Raw genomic sequence first — 18,337 nt, 5'->3', positions numbered from 1 at the left:
GGCGGCGGAGGCCAGGCAGGGGCGAAGGCGGCGTGTGGGGGCTACAGGACGCGGCTGAGGAAGGCCTTGGTGCGCGGGCTGGTGGGGTTGTCGAGGACCTCCTTCGGCGTGCCCGACTCGACCACGACGCCGCCGTCCATGAACACCACCCGGTCGGCCACCTCCCGCGCGAACCCGATCTCGTGGGTCACCACGATCATGGTCAGCCCGTCCTCCGCGAGGCTCTTCATGGTGGCCAGCACCTCACCCACCAGCTCCGGGTCCAGCGCGCTGGTCGGCTCGTCGAACAGCATGAGCTTGGGCCGCATCGCCAGCGCCCTGGCGATCGCCACCCGCTGCTGCTGCCCGCCGGAGAGCTGCCTGGGATAGCTGCCCGCCTTGTCCTCCAGCCCCACGCGGCGCAGCAGGCCGGACGCCCGTTCCCGGGCCTGCTCGCGCGACTCGCGGCGGACGCCGACCGGGGCCTCCATGACGTTCTGCAGCACCGTGAAGTGCGGGAACAGGTTGAACTGCTGGAAGACCATGCCGATCTCCCGCCGCTGGCGGGTGATCTCGCGCTTGCGCAGGTGCCGCACCTTGCCGCCGGACGCCTGGAACCCGATCAGCTCCCCGTCCACGAAGATGGAGCCGCCGTCGATGGTCTCCAGGTGGTTCACGCAGCGCAGGAATGTCGACTTGCCCGACCCGGAGGGGCCGAGGATCACCACGACCTCCCCCGCCTGGACGTCCAGGTCGATGCCCTTGAGGACCTCGAGGTGGCCGAAGTGCTTGCGTACGGCGTGGGCGTGGACCATGGGGACGGTCATGACGTCACCTCCGAGGGACGGCGCCGGCGGAAGGTCAGGAAGGCCCAGAAGCTCTGCGGCGCGTGTCTGGTGGCCCCGCGGGCGTAGTGCCGCTCGATGAACGACTGGCCGACGTACAGGATCGAGGTGATGATCAGGTACCAGACGCAGGCGACGATCAGCAGCGGGATGGTCTGGAAGGTGCGGTTGTAGATCGACTGCACCGTGTACAGCAGGTCGGCCAGGGCGATGACGCTCACCAGCGACGTGGCCTTCAGCATGCTGATCACCTGGCTGCCGGTGGGCGGGATGATGAACCGCATGGCCTGCGGCAGCACGATCCTGCGGAAGGTGCGCGCGTTGCTCATGCCGAGCGCCGAGGCGGCCTCGGTCTGGCCGGGGTCCACCGACATGAGGCCGCCGCGGATGATCTCCGCCATGTACGCGCCCTCGTTCAGCCCGAGCCCGAGGATGGCCGCGAGCAGCGGGGTGATGACCAGGTTCGTGTCTGCGCTGATGAACTCCGGGCCGAACGGTACGCCGAGGGAGATCTTGGGCAGCAGGTACGACAGGTTGTACCAGAGCACGAGCTGCACCAGCACCGGCGTGCCGCGGAAGAACCACACGTAGAGCCCGCAGGCCGCCCGCGCGACGGGGTTCTCGGAGAGCCGGCCGATGGCCAGCAGCACCCCGAGCACCACGCCCACGAACATCGCGATCACGGTGAGCAGCAGCGTGGTGAAGACGCCCTGGCCGATGACCTGCGCGTTGACGTACTTGAAGACCACGTCCCACTGGAAGTTGGGGTTGGTGACCAGCAGGCTCACGAGCTGGGCGGCCAGCACCAGCAGGATGATCGAGGCCACCCAGCGCAGCGGATGGCGCGTGCGGGACGCGCCCGCGACGTCGACGTCCGGCAGTCCGCTCATGACCCCGCCAGGTTGACGCCGGCCTTGTCCAGCTTGTTGTCGGAGGTGCCCCACTTGTCCATGATCTTGGCGTAGGCGCCGTTGTCGATCAGCTTCTGGATGCCGTCCCTGACCACGTCACGCAGCGGCGAGTCCTTGCCGACGACGGCCCCCTGGAAGAGGTCGTCGAAGCCGTTGCTCTGCCCCTTGCCCGCCAGCTCCAGCTTGCCGCCGGACTGCGACACGAAGTACGTGAGCGGCGCCTGCGAGGAGAAGAACGCGTCGGCCCGGCCCGAGCTGACCGCCAGCACCGAGGTGGGCTGGTCCTTGTACGACTGTACGGTGATCTTCGGCTTGCCGTCCTTGGCGCAGGTCTCGGACTGGTTCTTGATCACGGCTTCGGCGGAGCCGCCGGCCATGACCGAGATCTTCAGCCCGCACGTGTCGGCCACCGAGTTGATCTTCTTGGGGTTCCCCTTCGGCACGGCGAAGACCACGAACTCCTTGACCCAGTCCACGAAGTCGTTGGACTTCTGCCGGTCCGGGAAGTCGCCCACCGGACCGATGGCCAGGTCGTAGCGGCCCGACGCGATGCCGGTGAGCTGGCTGGGCAGGCCGTCCACGGTGACGTGCTCGATCTTGACGCCGAGCACCTGGCCGAGGGCCTCCGACAGGTCGGCCGCGGCGCCGGTCATGGACTTGCCGTCCGCGCCGGCGATCTCGTACGGGGGGAACGAGCCGTTGTTCACCGAGACCAGCTTGCCGGCGGTCTTCACCTTGTCGGGCAGCCGGTCGTACAGGGCCTGGTCCTTGCCCTGGGCGGCCACGGTGCCGGAGGGGGCGGACTGGGAGCTCAGCGCGCCCTGGGCCTCCTCCGGGTTGGCGCCGCAGCCGGCAATCAGGAGGGCGGCGCCGAGCAGGGCAGCCGTCGCGTACTTAGACATGTCGCTCCAATCGGGGGTCGACGGCGAAGCGCCGGTTCTCGAGGACGGGGAGGCTGAGGCGGGCTCGCTCGAGCTCTTCCATGGAGGCGTCGGCCCAGAGCAGGCCCGGCGCGTCGCCGAGGCGGGCCCGGGTGATGCCGAGCGGGTCGACGACCATGCTGGCGCCGATGTTGCGGCGGCCGCACTCGCCGGAGGCGGCCAGGTACACGGTGTTCTCCAGGGCGCGGGCGGTCACCATGACCTCCCAGTGCCATTCCTTGGCCGGGCCGCGCACCCACGCGGTGGGCAGCGCGATCACCTGGGCGCCCTGGTCGGCCAGGAGCCTGGCCAGCTCGGGGAAGCGCACGTCGTAGCAGGTCATCATGCCGACCTTCCAGCCGGCCACGTCGATCACCACGGGCGCGTTCGTGCCGGGCACGACGTTGTCGGACTCGCGCCGGCCGAAGGCGTCGTACAGGTGCAGCTTGGTGTATGTCCCGACGATCTCGCCGTCCCTGGCGGCCACCAGGACGTTGAACACGCGGCCGTCGCCCGACGGGGTGTGCACGCCGACGATCACGGTGGTGGACGAGCCGCGCGTGCGCTCGACCAGCCCGCTGACGAACGGCCCGTCCAGCGGCTGTGCGGCCTCGCGGATGCGCGTCGGCTCGTCGACGAACAGGGCCATCGCGCCCTCGGGCAGGACCAGCAGGTCGGCGCCGCCCTCGGCGGCCCGGTCGATCAGGTCCTGGCAGGTCTTGAGGTTGTCCGTCCAGTCCTCCGAGGACGCGAACTGTCCAACGGCGATTCTCATATGTCGAAGACCTCCTCGGGTCGGATGCGGCGGTTCGAGATGCCCTGGGCGTGCAGTTCCTCGCAGAAGGCGGCGATCATGGCGGCGTTGGGCCCGACGCCGTACGGCATCCAGTCGGGGCCGAAGGTCCGCGCCGTCTCCGTCAGGTCGGCGAGCAGCCAGGGCGTGGTGTCGGTGAGCAGCCGCCGCCGGGCCAGCCAGTGCCGCTTGGAGCGTTCGAGCAGGTCCTGAACGGCCCCCGGCAGCCCCGGGTCGCGCTCGACGGCCTCGCGCTTCAGCGTCACGAGATGGATGCCGGGCACGAAGCCGGTCTCCCGGTAGTAGGCCAGCTCGGCGGCGCGGTGGTCGGCGAGCAAGTGGCGGAAGCGGCTGTCCGGGGTGAAGAACTCGTCGGGCATGAACGGGGTCATGATCGCGTCGTAACGGCCCTCGGCGAGCCCTTCGGCGAGGCCGTCGCCGGTCAGCGAGACGTTGTCGGGGAACGGGACGGGGCCGACGCGGTCCTTGCCGGTCTCCCCGGCGACCAGCGGGCCGACCGTCCACTCGATGCCCGTGATGTCCACGCCGGCGGCCCTGAGCAGGGCGCGCGTCCAGGTGTTGCCGGAGTCCGGCCAGCCGGTCAGGCCGATGCGGGCGCCCTTGAGCTCCTCCAGCGAGGTCAGCTCGCTGTCACGGCGGACCAGGACGCACCGGTGCCGGAAGCCCCGCATCACGAACACCGGCAGGCCCACCAGGCGGTCGTCGCCCGCGGCGCGGCCGAGCACGTACCTGCTGAAGGACGTCTCACCGCCGTCCAGGCCCGGCTCGCTCAGGACGTCCGGGGTGACGGCGCGGGACTCGAGGTCCAGCTCGAACCCCTCGGGCCGCACCTCCCCCGTCGCCACCGGTACGAGATGGTCCCAATCCCGCAGACCCAACCGAATATGCACAAACACCCCAAAGTTCCCTTGCTTTGAATTGCTGGAAACCTTATGTTCAGGCAACGCCCCACACAAGACGATCTTTGTTGCTGAACAAAGATTTACAGGAGGTCATGTGGAATCCGCCTGGCTGGCGCAGCGCATCGGCGAGCCGACCGCACGCGGGATAGCCGCCGCCCTGACCGACCTGATCAGGCAGGGCACGGTCACCGCGCAGACGCGCCTGCCGACCGTGCGCAGCCTGGCCAGGGAGCTGGGCGTGAGCTCGGGGACCGTCGCGGAGGCCTGGTCGGAGCTGCGGCGGCACGGGATGATCCACACCGACCGCCGCCGCGGCACGGTGGTGCTCGGGCCGCCCGACGTGCCCCGTCCCATCCGTTACGAGCGCATCGGCCACTGGGGCGACCGGCTGGCGATCGACCTGGCCATCGCCTCCCCGGACCCGGCGCTGCTGCCGCCGCTGGAGGCCGCGCTGATCGCCGCGGCCGGCGCGGAGGGGCTCAACGACTACGCCCGCGAGACGATCACGCCGCGGTTGCGTGCCGCCGTGGAGCCGGACTGGCCGTTCCCGGCGCAGGGCTGGCTCGCCGTCGGCGGCGGGTACGAGGGGGTGCAGCTGCTCTGCCAGACGGCCGCGCTGCCCGGCGACCGGATCGCGATCGAGGAGCCGACCGCCGCCCGGCTGCTGGACATCCTGGAGACGATCGGCGTCCAGATCGTGCCGGTGGCCTGCGACGAGCAGGGGCCCGTCCCCGAGTCGCTGGCCAAGGCGCTGCGGGCCAGGCCGGTGGCGTTCGTGTACCAGCCGCGCGGCCAGTCGCCCTGCGGCCACGCCGTGACCGCCGAGCGCTCGGCCGAGCTGGCCGCCCTGCTGGAGCCGACCTCGACGCTCATCGTGGAGGACGACGGGATCGGCGAGCTGTCGGTCTCGCCGATGGTGAGCATGGGGACGCGCTTCCCCGACCGCACGGTGCTGGTGCGCTCGTACTCCAAGTCGCACGGCCCCGACCTGCGCATCGCGATCATCGGCGGGGCGGCGGACGCGGTCGAGCGGGTGCGCGTGCTGCGGAGCTTCGGCATCGGCTGGACCAGCCGGATCCTGCAGGACACGCTGGCCCACCTGCTCGGGGACGATGAGGTGCGCGAGCGCGTGGCGCACGCCCGGACGGTCTACGCCGGGCGGCGGGCGCGGCTGAAGTCGGAGCTGGCGGAGCGCGGCGTGCCCACCGGCGGCGGCGACGGGCTGGTCCTGTGGGTGCCGGTGCGCGAGGAGTCGGCGGCGCTGGTCACGCTGGCCGCGCACGGCATCTCCGTGGCGGCCGGCAGCCGGTACGTGATCGGCCCCGCGACCACGCACCACCTGCGCCTGGCCACGGCCCGGCTCACCGACGACCCCGGCGAGCTGGCGGCCCTGGCCGACGTGATCACCCTGGCGGCCAGGGGCGGGCTCAGCGGCGGCTCTTGATCCCGGTCAGGCGGCGCAGCACGTCCCACCAGAACGACGCCCCGAACAGCAGCGCCACGTACGTCAGCAGGAAGCCGGGCCAGTGGCTGGGCGTGGTGATCCGCTGCCACCACAGGCCGCCGTTCCAGTGCACGGACGGGTCGCCCTCCGCCGGGATCGACACGCTGACCAGCGCATGGTCGAGCATCTTGACCAGCGCGGGCTGGCTCAGCGTCTCGGTGACGCACGGCACCGGGTCGCCGCCCGTACAGCGTGCCTTGAGCTCGTTGTACGCGTCCGTCCCCGACCCCGCCACGGCCGTCACCGAGGCGCGGAAGGCGTTGTCGCGCAGCAGCGTCTTGGCGTACTCCAGCCCGTCCATCGTGAACACCAGCGTCACGACCACGCCGAGCACGGCCACGACCCACTTGACGTAGCGCTTGTAGAGCATGGACAGCCGCTGCATCTCGCCGTCGAACCAGCTCTCCACCCCCTGCCGGAACCGGTCGAGGTCGCGCTGCGCGGTCTCCCACACACCCTTGAGGTGGCCGTAGAGCGGGCTGCGCATGGCCTTGAGCTTCTCCAGGAGCCCCTCGACCCCGTCCGGCTCCCCCGCGGCCAGCTCCATCAGGGCCACCGCGAAGCGCGCGGGCGGGATGTTGGAGATGCTGGTACGGCCCTTCTTCGGGTGGTCGATCCCCTGGACCCGCTGGTAGAGCAGGTTGACCATGGCGTCCTCGGCCTTGGTCTCCTGCGCCGGCAGCGCCCCCGGCTCGGGGGGCGAGGGCTGGTCGCTGTGCTTGGGCCGGGGGTCGCGTATGAAGGGCAGCGCCGCGAAGACGTCGCGCACCTTGGCGGGCAGCCACGACCTGCCCTGCGCGTCGGAACCGTCCATGGTGTCCCTGAGGTAGGCCCACAGGAACTTGCTGCGGATGGCGAGCACCCGCACGAACGCCTCGTTGAGCCCGCTCACCAGCAGCGACAGCAGCAGGAACGACACCACCAGGCCCAGGGCCAAATCCACGTAAACGGATAACACGCGGGCTTTGATACACCCGTACGCGCCGCCGATCAAGCCCCGTAGAAAACTCGGTCCATCACTTGTCGTGCGCGGCGGGTCACGCGGCGGTAGTCGTCGAGGAAGTCCTCCGAGCCGTCCGGCGGGTAGCCGAGCGTCTGGGCGATCAGCTTCCGCTCGCCCGAGTCGCGCGGGACGCTGTCGCCCGGGCGGCCCTTGACCAGCATGATCGCGTCGCGGATGCGGGAGGCGAAGCGCCACGCCTCGGCCAGCACGGCCTCGTCGGCCGGGGCGAGCAGCCCCTCGGTCACGGCCGCGCGCAGGGCGTCGAGCGTGCGGGTGGTGCGCAGGGACCCCAGCGTGCCCGCGTACCGCAGTTGCAGGAGCTGGGCCACCCACTCCACGTCGGACAGCCCGCCGGGGCCCAGCTTGGTGTGCAGGCCGGGATCGGCGCCGCGCGGCAGGCGCTCGGCCTCCATGCGGGCCTTGAGCCGCCTGATCTCCCTGACCGCGTCGTCGTGCAGGCCGCCCTTCGGGTAGCGCAGCTCGTCGACCATCGAGGTGAACTCCCGCCCCAGCTCCGCGTCACCCGCCGAGAACCTGGCCCGCAGCAGCGCCTGCGACTCCCACGGCGACGACCAGCGCGCGTAATAGGCGCGGTAGGAGGCCATCGTCCGCACCAGGGGGCCCTGGCGCCCCTCGGGACGCAGGTCGGGGTCGATGATCAGGGGCGGGTCGGGGGCGGGCAGCGAGAGCAGCCGGCGCACCTCGTTGGCCACGGCGAAGGCGGCGTCGGTGGCCTCGCGCTCCGCCACGCCCGGCAGCGGCGAGTGCACGAACATGACGTCGGCGTCGCTCGCGTAGGAGCTCTCCATGCCGCCGAGCCGGCCCATCGCGATAATGGCGAACCTCGTGACGCGGGGGACCTTGGCGAGGGCGACGTCGAGGGTGGCCTGGAGGGTCACGTCGGTCAGGGACGACAGGGCGCCGCCGACCGTCTCGATGTCGATGAGCCGGAAGATGTCGGCCACGGCCGTCCGGAACAGCTCTTTTCTCCGCAGCGCCCGCACGGCCGCGACGGCCGGCTCGGGGTCGCCCTGGTGCCTGGAGACCGCCGCCGAGGCCTCGCCGGCCAGCGACTCCCGGGAGCGTACGGCGAGCTCGTCGTCCGAGCCCAGCATCGCGACCGCCTCGGGCGCGTTCATGATCAGGCCGGTCGCGTAGCGGCTGGTGCCGAGCACGCGCGACATCCTGGAGGCCACCGCGGTCTCGTCGCGCAGCAGCCGCAGATACCAGGGCGTGCTGCCCAGCTTGTCGCTGACCTGCCGGAACCCGAGCAGCGCCGCGTCCGGGTCGGGCGTGTCGGCGAACCACCCCAGCATGACGGGCAGCAGCGTGCGCTGGATGGCCGCCCGCCTGGACACGCCCGCGCTGAGGGCGGCGATGTGGTGCAGCGCGCCGGTGGGATCGACGTAGCCGAGCGCTTCGAGCCTGGCCTTGGCCGCAGTGGTCGACAGCCGCGCCTCCGACTCCTGCAGCCGCGACACCGCCTGGAGCAGCGGCCGGTAGAACAGCTTCTCGTGCAGCCGCCGCGCCTCCATGGAGTGCCGCCGCCACCGCGCCGTGAACTCCCCCACCGGGTCGGTCTGCATGCCGAGCGCGCGGCCCAGCCTGCGCAGGTCGGACTCGTCCGTGGGCACGATGTGGGTGCGCCGCAGCCGGTGGAGCTGCAGGAGGTGCTCGATCTGGCGCAGGTACGAGTACGCCTCCGCCAGCCCGCGCGAGTCGTCGCGGCCGACGTAGCCGCCCCGGGACAGTGCCGCCAGCGCGGGCAGCGTGGCCCTGCGGCGCAGCAGCGGGTCGAGCCTGCCGTGGACGAGCTGGAGCAGCTGCACCGCGAACTCGATGTCGCGCAGCCCGCCCGGCCCCAGCTTGAGCTGGCGGTCGCCCTCGGCCCGCACGTGGGCCTCGACCCGGCGGCGCATGGCCTGCACGTCCTCGACGAAGTGATCACGCGTGGCCGCCGTCCACACGAGGTCGTTGACCGCCTCGACGTAGGCCGAGCCGAGCTCCATGTCGCCCGCGACCGGCCGGGCCTTGAGCAGCGCCTGGAACTCCCACGTCTTGGCCCAGCGCCGGTAGTAGGCCAGGTGACTGCCGAGCGTGCGCACCAGCGGGCCCGACCTGCCCTCCGGCCGCAGGCCCGCGTCCACCTCCCACAGGGAGCCCTCGGACGTGGTGGCGGAGCAGGCCCGCATCATGGCCTGGGCCAGCCGGGTCGCGGTGCGCAGCGCCTTGGTCTCGTCGGCGCCCTCGCGCGGCTCCGCCACGAAGATCACGTCGACGTCGCTGATGTAGTTGAGCTCCCTGGCGCCGCATTTGCCCATGCCGATGACCGCCAGGCGTACCTCGCCGTCGTCGACCTCGGCCCGGGCGATGGCCAGCGCGGCCTCCAGCGCGGCGCCCGCGAGGTCGGACAGCTCCACCATGACCTCGGCCAGCGTGGCCTCTCCCGTGAGGTCCCGGGCGGCCAGATGCAGCAGCCGGCCCCGGTAGGCCACGCGCAGCGCCTCCAGCGGGCGCTCCGCGGTGGCGGCCTCCCCCGGCTGCGCGCCGACCGCCTTGAGCAGCTCGGCCCGTGCGTCGCCCGGCAGCGGCGCGGCCAGGAGCGCCACCTGGCCGGGGTGGCGCACCAGATGGTCGCCGAGTGCGGCGCTGACGCCCAGGACGGCCAGCAGCCTCGTGCGCAGCCCCTCGTCGCGGCGCAGGACGTCGAGCACGGCGGGATCGCGCTCGGCCAGGCGGGTCAGCGAGACCAGCGCCTCGTCGGGGTCGGCCACGTCCATCAGGAACTCCAGGAGCTCGTCCACTTCGGCTCCGGCCTGCCGGACGAGCTGGGCGGCCCTGGCGCCGTCGGCGAAGCCGAGCCTGGCGAGCCGCGCGGCGGTGGATTCGATCCTGGGCACCCCTCCATCTTGACAGGACTTCGGCCGTAGCATATAAACGCAACGTTGCGTTGCATTTTAGGGAGGCGATCGGCGATGGTTCCGCCTGCCGTCACGTGGGGCCTGCTGGCCGCGTGGGCGGTGCACGACGTGGAGGAGCTGGCGACCATGGCGGGCTGGACGCGTTCGGCCCGGCCCCGGCTGGAGGAGCGGCTGCCGTGGGTGCCGTGGGAGCGGCTGGAGGTCTCGCAGCGGCACGTGAACGTGGCCATCGGCCTCATGGGCGGGGTGATGGCGGGGGCCTCGGCGCTGGGGGCGCGTACGGGCGGGCGGAGCCCGGTGTTCCAGGCGGCGCTGCTGGGGTTCGGGGCGCACGGGGCGATGCACCTGGCGCAGGCCGCGGTGACGCGGGGGTACACGCCGGGGACGGTGACCGCGCCCGTGGTGGTCATCCCGTTCTCGGTGTGGGCCTGGCGGCGGCTGCGGGCCGAAGGGGTGCCGGTACGGACGGGGGCGTCGGGCTGGGCGGGCCTGGCCGCGCTCCCGGTCGTGCTGGCCGGCGTGCACGCCGCGGCCCACGCCCTGACCCGGCCCCGCTCGGACAGGGCCGTTTGCTCGGCACGGCCGGGGCCGGGCGGACACGGTGGTTCAGGCACGGCCGGGGCCGGGCGGACGCGGTGGTTCAGGCGCGGCCGCCGGTCCTGACCACCTCCGCGAACGCCTCCGCCACCGGCCGCCAGGTGGCCACGAGCTCGCTCTCGGCGGTCTTGACCGCGGTGTTGAGCTCCTCGGCCGCGTCCAGCCCCGACCCGTCGGTCCAGGACGTGAAGATCTCCGGCGTGGCCTCGGGGTGGAACTGGATCGCCCACGCGGCCTCCCCCAGCCGGTAGGCCTGGTTCGGGTACTGTGCCCCGGTCATCAGCGGCACCGCGCCGTCGGGCAGCCGCGTCATCACGTCCTGGTGGTACTGGACGGCCACCGCCGTCCCGACCCCGGCCAGCAGCCGGTCATCGGCGGCCGCGGGCAGCGCGACCACCTCGCAGGCGCCCACCTCGAGCCCGTTCGTCCCCCGCTCGACGGTGCCGCCGCAGGCCATGGTCAACAACTGCGCCCCCAGGCAGATGGCCAGCGTGGGCGTGCCCTCCTCCACGGCCCGGCGCAGCAGGTCGCGGGTGGCGGGCTGCCACGGGCTCCGCTCGTCCTCCCAGGCGGCCGCCGCACCGCCGAGCACGATCAGCCCGTCCGCCGGGCGCGCGGGGATCTCCTCGCCGAGGTACGGCCGGACGACGTCACAGGGCAGCCCCAGCCAGTCACCGAGGTATCCGAGCCCGGCCTCGTCCTCGTGCTGAACAACGGTGATACGCATATCAGGGCATTATCCGGAATATCACTACAATTCCCCACACCGCCCCCCTGCCCGCCCGATCACCCGGATGCCTAAGCTCCGACCATGAGCTTCGAGTTGGACGATGTCGGCGGTCTGCGGATCGCCAGGTTCGGCACGGGACCGCGCACGATCATCGCGGTCCACGGGATCACGGCCTCCCTGATGGCCTGGGGCGCGGTGGCGCGGCGGCTGCCCGAGGAGTGGTCGATGGTCGCCATGGACCTGCGCGGTCGCGGGCACAGCGCCTCGCTGCCCGGGCCGTACGGGCTGCCGAGGCACGCCGAGGACGTCCTGCGCGTCGCCGACCACGTGGGGGCGGGCCCGGACGCGGTGCTGACGGGGCACTCGATGGGCGCGTACGTGGCCGCCCTGGCCGCCGCGGAGCGGGACTTCGCGCGGGTCGTGCTGGTGGACGGCGGCCTGCCCTTCCCCCCGCTGCCCGAGGGGGTGGACGCCGACGAGGCGATGGAGGCCACGCTCGGGCCGGCGCTCGCCCGGCTGCGCCAGACGTTCCCCACCGCGGACGCCTACGTCGACTTCTTCAAGGCGCATCCGGCCTTCGCCGGCCACTGGAACGCCGACGTGGAGGCGTACGTCCGCTATGACCTGACGGGCCCGGACGGGGCGCTCAGGTCGCGAGTGGCCCCGGAGGCGGTGCTGCAGGACGGACGCTGGCTGCGCCTGGAGTCGAAGGCCATCGCCGCCGCCCTGACCGCCATCACGTCACCGCTCTCCCTCCTCAGGGCGCCGCGCGGCCTGCTCAACCAGGACGTCGGCATGCTGCCCGACGAACTGGCCCGCCCCTGGTCCGCCCGCCTCCCGGGGCTGCGGGACGAGGTGATCCCGGACTGCAACCACTACACGATCCTGTTCGACGACCGCTGCGTCTCGTCCGTCGTCACCCACCTCGCCGGCTCCTCCTGACAAGGCGCGGGCCGTGGACGCGGAACGGCCCCCGAGCGGTGCTCAGGGGCCGTTCTCCGAGATCGCCGGGACCGCAGGTCAGCGTGGAGCGATCCAGGTGGCGCGGGCGGCGGCGACCAGCGTGCCGTCCGCCTCGTAGATGGCGCTCTGGCCGTACATCTTGCGGCCGTCGCGGCCGGTCGGGCGGGCCACGACGGAGTAGCGGCCGCCGGGGTGGACCGGGCGGTGGATCTGCACGGCCAGGCGGCCGAGCAGCGCGCTCTCGCCCGGGCCGAAGTGGGCCCAGCCGGTGATGCAGTCGAGCACGGCGCCCACGATCGAGGCGGGCACGCCGTCCTCGCCCGTCACCGTGAACGGCACCCGCCAGCCGGCCGCCACCAGGTCCGTGCCCTCCACCGGGCCGGGGAAGATGCGCAGGCCGTCACCGGGCTCGCGCAGCCCGCAGGCGAAGCACTCGGCGAACGGGTGCGCCTTCAGGCCCACGAACCCCGCCTCGGCGCGGGCCGCGTCGTTGAACGGCAGGAACCCCGGGCCCTCCAGGTCCTCGGCCACGGGGATGGCCTCGACCAGCAGCTTGTCGCCGTCGTAGAGGGAGACGGAGTTGGCGACGTGCTCCAGGCGCAACTCGGTTCGCAAAGGGGTCGGCGCATGCAACGTGACCTCGACCGCTGATCGGCCCCCGTTCAGCGCCTCCGCCATGGTGCCCGCGATCCAGCCGCCGTTGGCGACTCCCGCCGGGCCCCGGAAGCGCTCCGGAACCGTCAGCACTGTCTGCAGGGCAGACGTCGTCATGCCACACCCTCCAATATCGCCACATACGGCGACAAGTCCAGAAATGTCAATAGAAGCAGGCCGATTTTACTGGACGCCCGGTTTCACCAGATCTCGGGGGTCCTGAGGCTGATCGACACCACCACATAACGCCTCGAAGGGGCCCGAAACTTCCCACCCACCGACACGCTATGCGCCACACATCGCCGGGATGTGACCCGGAGGTTAGAAGCAACGAAAATCGGCCCCACTCCGGGCTTCCCCGATGTGAGGCCGATCAAGGCGTTCCCTTTACCCTATCCCGGGTTTCCCTTGGCCCGTGACAAAACCGCCGATCCCAAGTGCGCGTCCGGGGCCAACCTCGGAGAAGCTGTAAGCAACACGACAGAAGCGGGGGTGGGTCTGTGCAGGCGGCGAGGTTGCGGTTTCCGCCGGGGTCGCTGGTCATCTTGACGGGGTTGCCGGGCGCGGGGAAGACCACGCTGCTGCGGCGCCTGTACGGACTGCACGGCGCGGAGAGCCTGCCCGTCACCGTCGGCACGGTCGTGGTGATCGACACCTACCAGTCCAAGCGGCACTGGCACGAGCGGCTCGGCTGGGCCCCCGGTCCGCTACGCCGCGCCGTGGTCTTCGTCACCCACCTGAGCCGCATCCGCCGCGCCCTGGTCCTGGGGCACTCGATCGTCGCCCACAACCGGGGCTGCGCGCCGTACGTGCTGCGGGGTTTCGCCTGGCTGGCCCGCAGGCACCGGGCGAGCTTCCACCTGCTCCTGCTCGACGCGCCGCCGGAGGACGCGCTGGCGGGGCAGCTGGCCAGGGGCCGGGTGGTCGCGCCCAGGACGTTCGCGCGCCATCGGCGCAGGTGGGAGAGCCTGTCGGCCAGGGTGAAGTCCGGCGACCCCGGGCCCGCCACCGGCGCGTTCATCGTCGACCGGGTCCAGGCCGGGCTGCTCCAGGAGATCGTGTTCGACCGGACGCCGACGCGCACGCGATGAGATTTCCGCGCGCCGGATGTCGATACGGCCGCACCGCGTTCGTGTGAGAGGTGACGGAAAGGAAAAGTCACATGAAGCAGTACGTGCTCAGCATGCAGCAGCCCGACGGGCCCCCGCCCCCGCCCGAGGTCCTGGACCCGATCATGCGCGACATCGGCGTCGTCGAACAGGAGATGCGGGACGCGGGCGTCTGGGTCTTCTCGGGCGCGCTCCGGTCACCTTCCAGCGCCCGCGTGGTGCGGATGAGCGACGGCGAGCCGCTCACCACCGACGGCCCTTACGTGGAGGGCAAGGAGCACATCGGCGGTTTCACGATCATCAGGGCGCCCGACATGGACGCGGCCCTGGAATGGGCCCGCAAGCTGGCCGGGGCCGTGGCCCTGCTGCCCATCGAGGTCCGCGAGTTTCAGGGAGCCGTCTAGAGCACCGGCAGGTAGCGGCCGAGCTCGAACTCGGTGACGTGCCGCCGGTATTCGCGCCACTCCGCGCGCTTGTTGCGCAGGAAGAAGTCGAAGACGTGCTCCCCGAGCGTCTCGGCCACCAGCTCGCTCTGCTCCATCACCGCGATCGCGTCGTTGAGGGAGCCGGGCAGCGGCTGGATGCCGAGGGCCCGCCGCTCGGCGCTGGTCAGCGTCCACACGTTGTCCTCGGCGGCGGCGGGCAGCTCGTAGCTCTCCTCGATGCCCTTCAGGCCCGCGGCCAGGATCAGCGCGAAGGCGAGGTACGGGTTGCACGCCGAGTCGAGCGACCTGAACTCGATGCGTGTCGAGCCGCCCTTGTGCGGCTTGTACATCGGCACCCGGACCAGGGCGGAGCGGTTGTTGTGGCCCCAGCACACGTAGGAGGGGGCCTCGCCGCCCTGACCCGCGATGGCCTCGGCGCCGCCCCAGAGCCGCTTGTAGGAGTTGACCCACTGGTTGGTGATGGCGGTGATCTCGGCGGCGTGCTTGAGCAACCCGGCGATGAACGAGCGGCCGATCTTGGACAGCCGGTATTCGGACCCGGCCTCGTAGAAGGCGTTGCGGTCGCCCTCGAACAGCGACATGTGGGTGTGCATGCCGGAGCCGGGGTGCTCGGTGAACGGCTTGGGCATGAAGGAGGCCCAGATGCCCTGCTCCAGGGCGACCTCCTTCATGACCAGGCGGAAGGTCATGATGTTGTCGGCCGTGGTCAGCGCGTCGGCGTAGCGCAGGTCGATCTCCTGCTGCCCGGGGGCGCCCTCGTGGTGGCTGAACTCCACCGAGATGCCCATCGACTCCAGCATCAGCACCGCCTGGCGCCTGAAGTCGTGGCCCGCGCTGTGCGGCGTGTGGTCGAAGTAGCCGCCGGAGTCGATCGGCTCGGGTCGCTCGCCGGCCTCCGGGCGGTTCTTCAGCAGGAAGAACTCGATCTCCGGGTGGGTGTAGAAGGTGAAGCCCATGTCGGCGCACTTGGCGAGCGTGCGCTTGAGCACCCAGCGCGGGTCGGCGTGCGACGGCGAGCCGTCCGGCATCAAAATGTCGCAGAAGATGCGGCCCGCGCCCGGCGTCTCGCTGCGCCAGGGCAGGATCTGGAACGTGGCCGGGTCGGGCTTGGCGAGCATGTCGGACTCGTAGACACGCGCGAAACCCTCGATGGCCGAGCCGTCGAAACCTATGCCCTCGGCGAACGCGCCTTCCAGCTCGGCCGGGGCGATGGCCACTGACTTGAGGAAACCGAGCACGTCAGTGAACCACAGCCGGATGAACCGGATGTCGCGTTCCTCGAGCGTGCGGAGCACGAACTCCTGCTGGCGGTCCACGGCGTCCCCTCTATCTGTCCGTACAGGTCCAGCTACCAGCATGCCGCGCCCGTGTTTCGCACACGTTACGGGGGGTGCCGGTGCGAGCCTCGCTGACAAAGGCCCCGCCCCGAGCTTACTGTGATCACGCAGTCAGTCTCGGGGGAGGCATTGGTGGCTATCGACCTGCTCAATCACAAGCTAGATCGGGCATTCGACCACATCGACGCGAGTGGCAACGGCGTCGTCGAGCGGGAGGACCTGCTGGGTCTGGGCGCCCGCATCCTGGTGGGCTTCGGGGAGTCCCCCACCTCGGTCACCGGGGCCAGCCTCGTCGACGGCTTCGACGAGATCTGGTCGGCGCTGTCGAAGGCGCTCGAGCGCGACATCGACTTCGGGATCGCGCGCCCGGACTTCCGGGCCGGGATGGTGGCGGCGTTCGTCACGGGCGACCAGTACGACGCGGTGTTCAGGCCCGCGACGGTGGCGGTCGCCGAACTGTGCGACGGCGACGGCGACGGGGAGATCGGCCCGGGCGACTTCCGCACGATGCTGAGCGCGTTCGGCGTGGCGTACGACGACGTCGACGCGGCCTTCGACCGCCTCGACCGCGAGGGCAGGGGCACGCTCACCGTGGACGAGCTGGTCCAGGCCGCCTCCGACTACTACCGCGGCGCCGACCCCAATGCCGCGGGCAACTGGCTCTTCGGCCCGCTGTGAGGGCGGGCGTGAGGACCGGCGAGAAGACCGCTGTGAAGAGCACTGCTGACACCACCGCGAGCCCCACCGTGTTCGCGACGGTGCGTACCGCGCTGCGTTCGGCCCTGACCTCGGTGCTGCCGCTGCCGCGCAGGGGCGGCTCGGCCGCGATGGCGCTGCTGCCGCTCACCGAGCGGGTGCCCGCGATGGCGGCCCCGTGCCGGATGCACCCGGCCGTGTACGCGATCGAGGCCGCGGTCATCGACTGGGCCAGGAGGACCGGGCTGCGGGCCGCCCCCGGCGTGGGCTACCACCGGATGGCGGGCCGGGCGTTCGCCGAGTTCGACGCGGCCGCGGCGGCACTGTTCGCGCAGTGGCTGACGTGGCTGTTCCACCTGGACGACGAGCTGGACGAGGGCTCCTGCCCGCTGGACATCTTCGACGGCATGCTCAGGGGCGCGGCCAGGCATCCGCTGGAGGCGGCGTTCGCGGACCTGTGGCGGGTGACGAGCGCGCGGATGAGCGACCGGTGGCGGGCCAGGTTCGCGGTCGGGTTGCGGCGCCAGCACGACGCGTGCCGTACCGAGGCCGACAACCGGGCGGCGGGCCGGATGCCGACGCTGGAGGAATATCCGGCGCTGCGCAGGGGCACCGTGGGGCCGTACCTCTACGACCTGGTCGAGCCGTGCCTGCGGGTCGAGGTGCCCGTGTGGGTGCACGAGTGCGAGCCGTGGCAGCAGCTGGTGAGCGCGTGCAGCGACGTCACGGCGTGGTGCAACGACGTGGCCTCCCGGCCGAAGGAGCGCGGCGACGTGCACAACTTCGTGGTGCTCGCGATGCGCCAGCTCGGGCTGGGCGAGCGTGAGGCGACGGCCTGGGTGCTCGACCGGATCGCCGCGCGCTGCCAGGACATGCACAAGGCCGCCAGGCGGCTGCCGCTGGACGATCTGGCGCCGAAGGAGGCGAGGGACGTCAGCAAGGTCGCCTGCGCGTACCTGGCGGCGCCGCGCGCCCACCTCGACTGGCTGCTGGAGTCCAAGCGCTACGCGTGACCCGCCAGCGTGTCGCCCGTGGGGGTGCGGCGGTAGACGACCTGTTTGCCGACCCGCATCCCCACCGTGAGCCCGCCGCCGCTGAGCACCCCGAGGTGCTGGCTGACCGCACCGGGCGTGAGCGCCATGCGGGCGGCCAGGGCCGAGGTCGTGGCGGGCTCGGCGAGGGCGAGCAGGATCTGCGCCCGGCTCCTGCCGATCAGCGCGGCGAGCGCGCCGGGCGCGGGCGGCGGGCCCTGCTCCCACAGCGTGCCGACGCCGAGCACGGGGTAGACCAGCATCGACTGGTACGGCGCCGTCATCACCGCCACGGCGGCCGGTCCCCAGAACGCGCTGGGCACCAGCACCAGCCCGTCGCCGTGCAGGCCGCCCGCCTCGCACCAGGGCCGGTCGATGAGCAGCCGCTCCCCCGTCCACACCACTGCCGGATCGAGCGCGGCGAACAGCTCGCGCGCCCCGCCCTGGGCGAGCTGCCGTGACCGGCGCAGCACGTCCCGTTCGAGCAGCCCGTACACGCGGGGCCAGAACTCCGCGAAGCACGCCTCCCAGTACGCCTCCAGCGTGGCGGCGACCCTGGCCACGCCCGCCTCGGGGTCGGCCATGAACCGCTCCAGCACGGCCCGGTCGGTCCCCACGATCTTCGCCGCCTCCTCGCGGGCCTGCCCGGGATCCGCGTTCCTGACCCGCTCCAGCTCGGCGGCGAACTCCGGCATCGGCGTGTCGGGCGGCGGCGTGATGAAGTCGGCCATGTAGCCGGTCGCGGGCACGAGCGCGAACAGCTCGGCCAGGTCCAGCGCCGCCAGGCGGGGGCGTACGGCCTTGAGCCAGGGCAGGTGGATCGACTGCCTGGACGGCCCCTGGAGGGTGCGCAGGCTGGCGACCAGCTCCCACATCGGCGAGAACGCGAACCGGATCCGGGCCACGTCCTCCGGCTTCAGCATCCACTCGATCGGCATGCTTTTAGCCTGCACTAAATCGTTCGCCCCCACAAAC

The 18,337-nt window shown here is 71.8% G+C and carries 18 protein-coding genes; 7 read left to right on the top strand and 11 right to left on the bottom strand.

Annotation, left to right across the window (positions count from 1 at the left end; all coding sequences use genetic code 11):
* Positions 1–41 precede the first annotated feature (41 nt).
* The 5 genes from ACWEPL_RS13075 to ACWEPL_RS13055 are packed head-to-tail and all read right to left on the bottom strand — an operon-like array spanning position 42 to position 4,314.
* Positions 42–806 carry an amino acid ABC transporter ATP-binding protein gene (locus ACWEPL_RS13075; protein WP_364255738.1) on the bottom strand — a complete coding sequence of 255 codons (765 nt, stop codon included), beginning with the start codon at positions 804–806 and terminating at the stop codon, positions 42–44.
* Complete coding sequence (locus ACWEPL_RS13070; RefSeq protein WP_363963353.1) at positions 803–1,714, bottom strand: amino acid ABC transporter permease; 912 nt, start codon at positions 1,712–1,714, stop codon at positions 803–805. Before ACWEPL_RS13070 ends, ACWEPL_RS13075 begins: the two co-directional genes overlap by 4 nt.
* Positions 1,711–2,637: an ABC transporter substrate-binding protein gene (locus ACWEPL_RS13065; RefSeq protein ID WP_363963351.1), complete on the bottom strand. Its 927-nt coding sequence runs from the start codon at positions 2,635–2,637 to the stop codon at positions 1,711–1,713. Before ACWEPL_RS13065 ends, ACWEPL_RS13070 begins: the two co-directional genes overlap by 4 nt.
* A complete protein-coding gene (locus ACWEPL_RS13060; protein WP_452436193.1) occupies positions 2,630–3,430 on the bottom strand; it encodes a deaminated glutathione amidase in 801 nt (266 codons plus the stop codon). Before ACWEPL_RS13060 ends, ACWEPL_RS13065 begins: the two co-directional genes overlap by 8 nt.
* Positions 3,427–4,314: a hypothetical protein gene (locus ACWEPL_RS13055; RefSeq protein ID WP_452436192.1), complete on the bottom strand. Its 888-nt coding sequence runs from the start codon at positions 4,312–4,314 to the stop codon at positions 3,427–3,429. The genes ACWEPL_RS13060 and ACWEPL_RS13055 overlap by 4 nt, the downstream gene beginning before the upstream one ends.
* 151 nt (positions 4,315–4,465) lie before the next feature.
* Between ACWEPL_RS13055 and ACWEPL_RS13050 the strand changes: the two genes are divergently transcribed.
* Positions 4,466–5,815 carry an aminotransferase-like domain-containing protein gene (locus ACWEPL_RS13050; protein ID WP_363963345.1) on the top strand — a complete coding sequence of 450 codons (1,350 nt, stop codon included), beginning with the start codon at positions 4,466–4,468 and terminating at the stop codon, positions 5,813–5,815.
* On the opposite strand, the gene ACWEPL_RS13045 is transcribed toward ACWEPL_RS13050, so the two are convergent.
* Together ACWEPL_RS13045 and ACWEPL_RS13040 are read right to left on the bottom strand one after the other, a co-directional pair.
* Positions 5,799–6,818, bottom strand: coding sequence for a hypothetical protein (locus tag ACWEPL_RS13045; RefSeq protein ID WP_355206179.1), 1,020 nt, complete (start codon positions 6,816–6,818; stop codon positions 5,799–5,801). The genes ACWEPL_RS13050 and ACWEPL_RS13045 overlap by 17 nt on opposite strands.
* A 47-nt stretch (positions 6,819–6,865) precedes the next feature.
* Entirely contained in the window at positions 6,866–9,778 is a 2,913-nt protein-coding gene (locus ACWEPL_RS13040) for a bifunctional [glutamine synthetase] adenylyltransferase/[glutamine synthetase]-adenylyl-L-tyrosine phosphorylase (RefSeq protein ID WP_452436191.1), read from the bottom strand.
* A gap of 75 nt (positions 9,779–9,853) precedes the next feature.
* Between ACWEPL_RS13040 and ACWEPL_RS13035 the strand changes: the two genes are divergently transcribed.
* Positions 9,854–10,462: an HXXEE domain-containing protein gene (locus ACWEPL_RS13035; protein WP_452436190.1), complete on the top strand. Its 609-nt coding sequence runs from the start codon at positions 9,854–9,856 to the stop codon at positions 10,460–10,462.
* On the opposite strand, the gene ACWEPL_RS13030 is transcribed toward ACWEPL_RS13035, so the two are convergent.
* Positions 10,440–11,123 carry a type 1 glutamine amidotransferase gene (locus ACWEPL_RS13030; protein WP_452436189.1) on the bottom strand — a complete coding sequence of 228 codons (684 nt, stop codon included), beginning with the start codon at positions 11,121–11,123 and terminating at the stop codon, positions 10,440–10,442. The genes ACWEPL_RS13035 and ACWEPL_RS13030 overlap by 23 nt on opposite strands.
* An 84-nt stretch (positions 11,124–11,207) precedes the next feature.
* On the opposite strand from ACWEPL_RS13030, the gene ACWEPL_RS13025 reads away from it, so the two are divergent.
* The gene (locus ACWEPL_RS13025; protein WP_452436188.1) at positions 11,208–12,068 is read left to right on the top strand and encodes an alpha/beta hydrolase; all 861 of its coding nucleotides are present in this window, start codon (positions 11,208–11,210) and stop codon (positions 12,066–12,068) included.
* Positions 12,069–12,146: 78 nt separating this feature from the next.
* On the opposite strand, the gene ACWEPL_RS13020 is transcribed toward ACWEPL_RS13025, so the two are convergent.
* Positions 12,147–12,860: a PaaI family thioesterase gene (locus ACWEPL_RS13020; RefSeq protein WP_452436187.1), complete on the bottom strand. Its 714-nt coding sequence runs from the start codon at positions 12,858–12,860 to the stop codon at positions 12,147–12,149.
* A gap of 383 nt (positions 12,861–13,243) precedes the next feature.
* Here ACWEPL_RS13020 and ACWEPL_RS13015 point away from each other — a divergent pair, with 383 nt between their 5' ends.
* Positions 13,244–13,834: an AAA family ATPase gene (locus tag ACWEPL_RS13015; protein WP_452436186.1), complete on the top strand. Its 591-nt coding sequence runs from the start codon at positions 13,244–13,246 to the stop codon at positions 13,832–13,834.
* Between the two features lie 71 nt (positions 13,835–13,905).
* Entirely contained in the window at positions 13,906–14,256 is a 351-nt protein-coding gene (locus ACWEPL_RS13010) for a YciI family protein (RefSeq protein WP_452436185.1), read from the top strand.
* Here ACWEPL_RS13010 and glnA read toward each other — a convergent pair.
* A complete protein-coding gene (gene glnA / locus ACWEPL_RS13005; protein WP_363963329.1) occupies positions 14,253–15,614 on the bottom strand; it encodes a type I glutamate--ammonia ligase in 1,362 nt (453 codons plus the stop codon). The two genes, ACWEPL_RS13010 and glnA, sit on opposite strands and share 4 nt — an antisense overlap.
* A gap of 153 nt (positions 15,615–15,767) precedes the next feature.
* On the opposite strand from glnA, the gene ACWEPL_RS13000 reads away from it, so the two are divergent.
* Together ACWEPL_RS13000 and ACWEPL_RS12995 are read left to right on the top strand one after the other, a co-directional pair.
* On the top strand, positions 15,768–16,313 hold the full coding sequence (locus ACWEPL_RS13000) for an EF-hand domain-containing protein (RefSeq protein ID WP_363963327.1): 546 nt from the start codon (positions 15,768–15,770) through the stop codon (positions 16,311–16,313).
* A gap of 32 nt (positions 16,314–16,345) precedes the next feature.
* The gene (locus ACWEPL_RS12995; RefSeq protein WP_363963325.1) at positions 16,346–17,344 is read left to right on the top strand and encodes a terpene synthase family protein; all 999 of its coding nucleotides are present in this window, start codon (positions 16,346–16,348) and stop codon (positions 17,342–17,344) included.
* Here ACWEPL_RS12995 and ACWEPL_RS12990 read toward each other — a convergent pair.
* Positions 17,335–18,300 carry a DUF5937 family protein gene (locus tag ACWEPL_RS12990; RefSeq protein ID WP_363963323.1) on the bottom strand — a complete coding sequence of 322 codons (966 nt, stop codon included), beginning with the start codon at positions 18,298–18,300 and terminating at the stop codon, positions 17,335–17,337. The two genes, ACWEPL_RS12995 and ACWEPL_RS12990, sit on opposite strands and share 10 nt — an antisense overlap.
* Positions 18,301–18,337 lie beyond the last annotated feature (37 nt).

The organism is Nonomuraea sp. NPDC004186, assembly GCF_053603495.1.
This window is presented reverse-complemented; position numbering and strand designations above follow the sequence as displayed.

What these genes read in the sequence shown, in the direction of transcription:
- ACWEPL_RS13075 (WP_364255738.1), bottom strand. Translation starts at nt 806, where the DNA reads ATGACCGTCCCCATGGTCCACGCCCACGCCGTACGCAAGCACTTCGGC.
- ACWEPL_RS13070 (WP_363963353.1), bottom strand. Translation starts at nt 1,714, where the DNA reads ATGAGCGGACTGCCGGACGTCGACGTCGCGGGCGCGTCCCGCACGCGC.
- ACWEPL_RS13065 (WP_363963351.1), bottom strand. Translation starts at nt 2,637, where the DNA reads ATGTCTAAGTACGCGACGGCTGCCCTGCTCGGCGCCGCCCTCCTGATT.
- ACWEPL_RS13060 (WP_452436193.1), bottom strand. Translation starts at nt 3,430, where the DNA reads ATGAGAATCGCCGTTGGACAGTTCGCGTCCTCGGAGGACTGGACGGAC.
- ACWEPL_RS13035 (WP_452436190.1), top strand. Translation starts at nt 9,854, where the DNA reads ATGGTTCCGCCTGCCGTCACGTGGGGCCTGCTGGCCGCGTGGGCGGTG.
- ACWEPL_RS13030 (WP_452436189.1), bottom strand. Translation starts at nt 11,123, where the DNA reads ATGCGTATCACCGTTGTTCAGCACGAGGACGAGGCCGGGCTCGGATAC.
- ACWEPL_RS13025 (WP_452436188.1), top strand. Translation starts at nt 11,208, where the DNA reads ATGAGCTTCGAGTTGGACGATGTCGGCGGTCTGCGGATCGCCAGGTTC.
- ACWEPL_RS13020 (WP_452436187.1), bottom strand. Translation starts at nt 12,860, where the DNA reads ATGACGACGTCTGCCCTGCAGACAGTGCTGACGGTTCCGGAGCGCTTC.
- ACWEPL_RS13010 (WP_452436185.1), top strand. Translation starts at nt 13,906, where the DNA reads ATGAAGCAGTACGTGCTCAGCATGCAGCAGCCCGACGGGCCCCCGCCC.
- ACWEPL_RS12990 (WP_363963323.1), bottom strand. Translation starts at nt 18,300, where the DNA reads ATGCCGATCGAGTGGATGCTGAAGCCGGAGGACGTGGCCCGGATCCGG.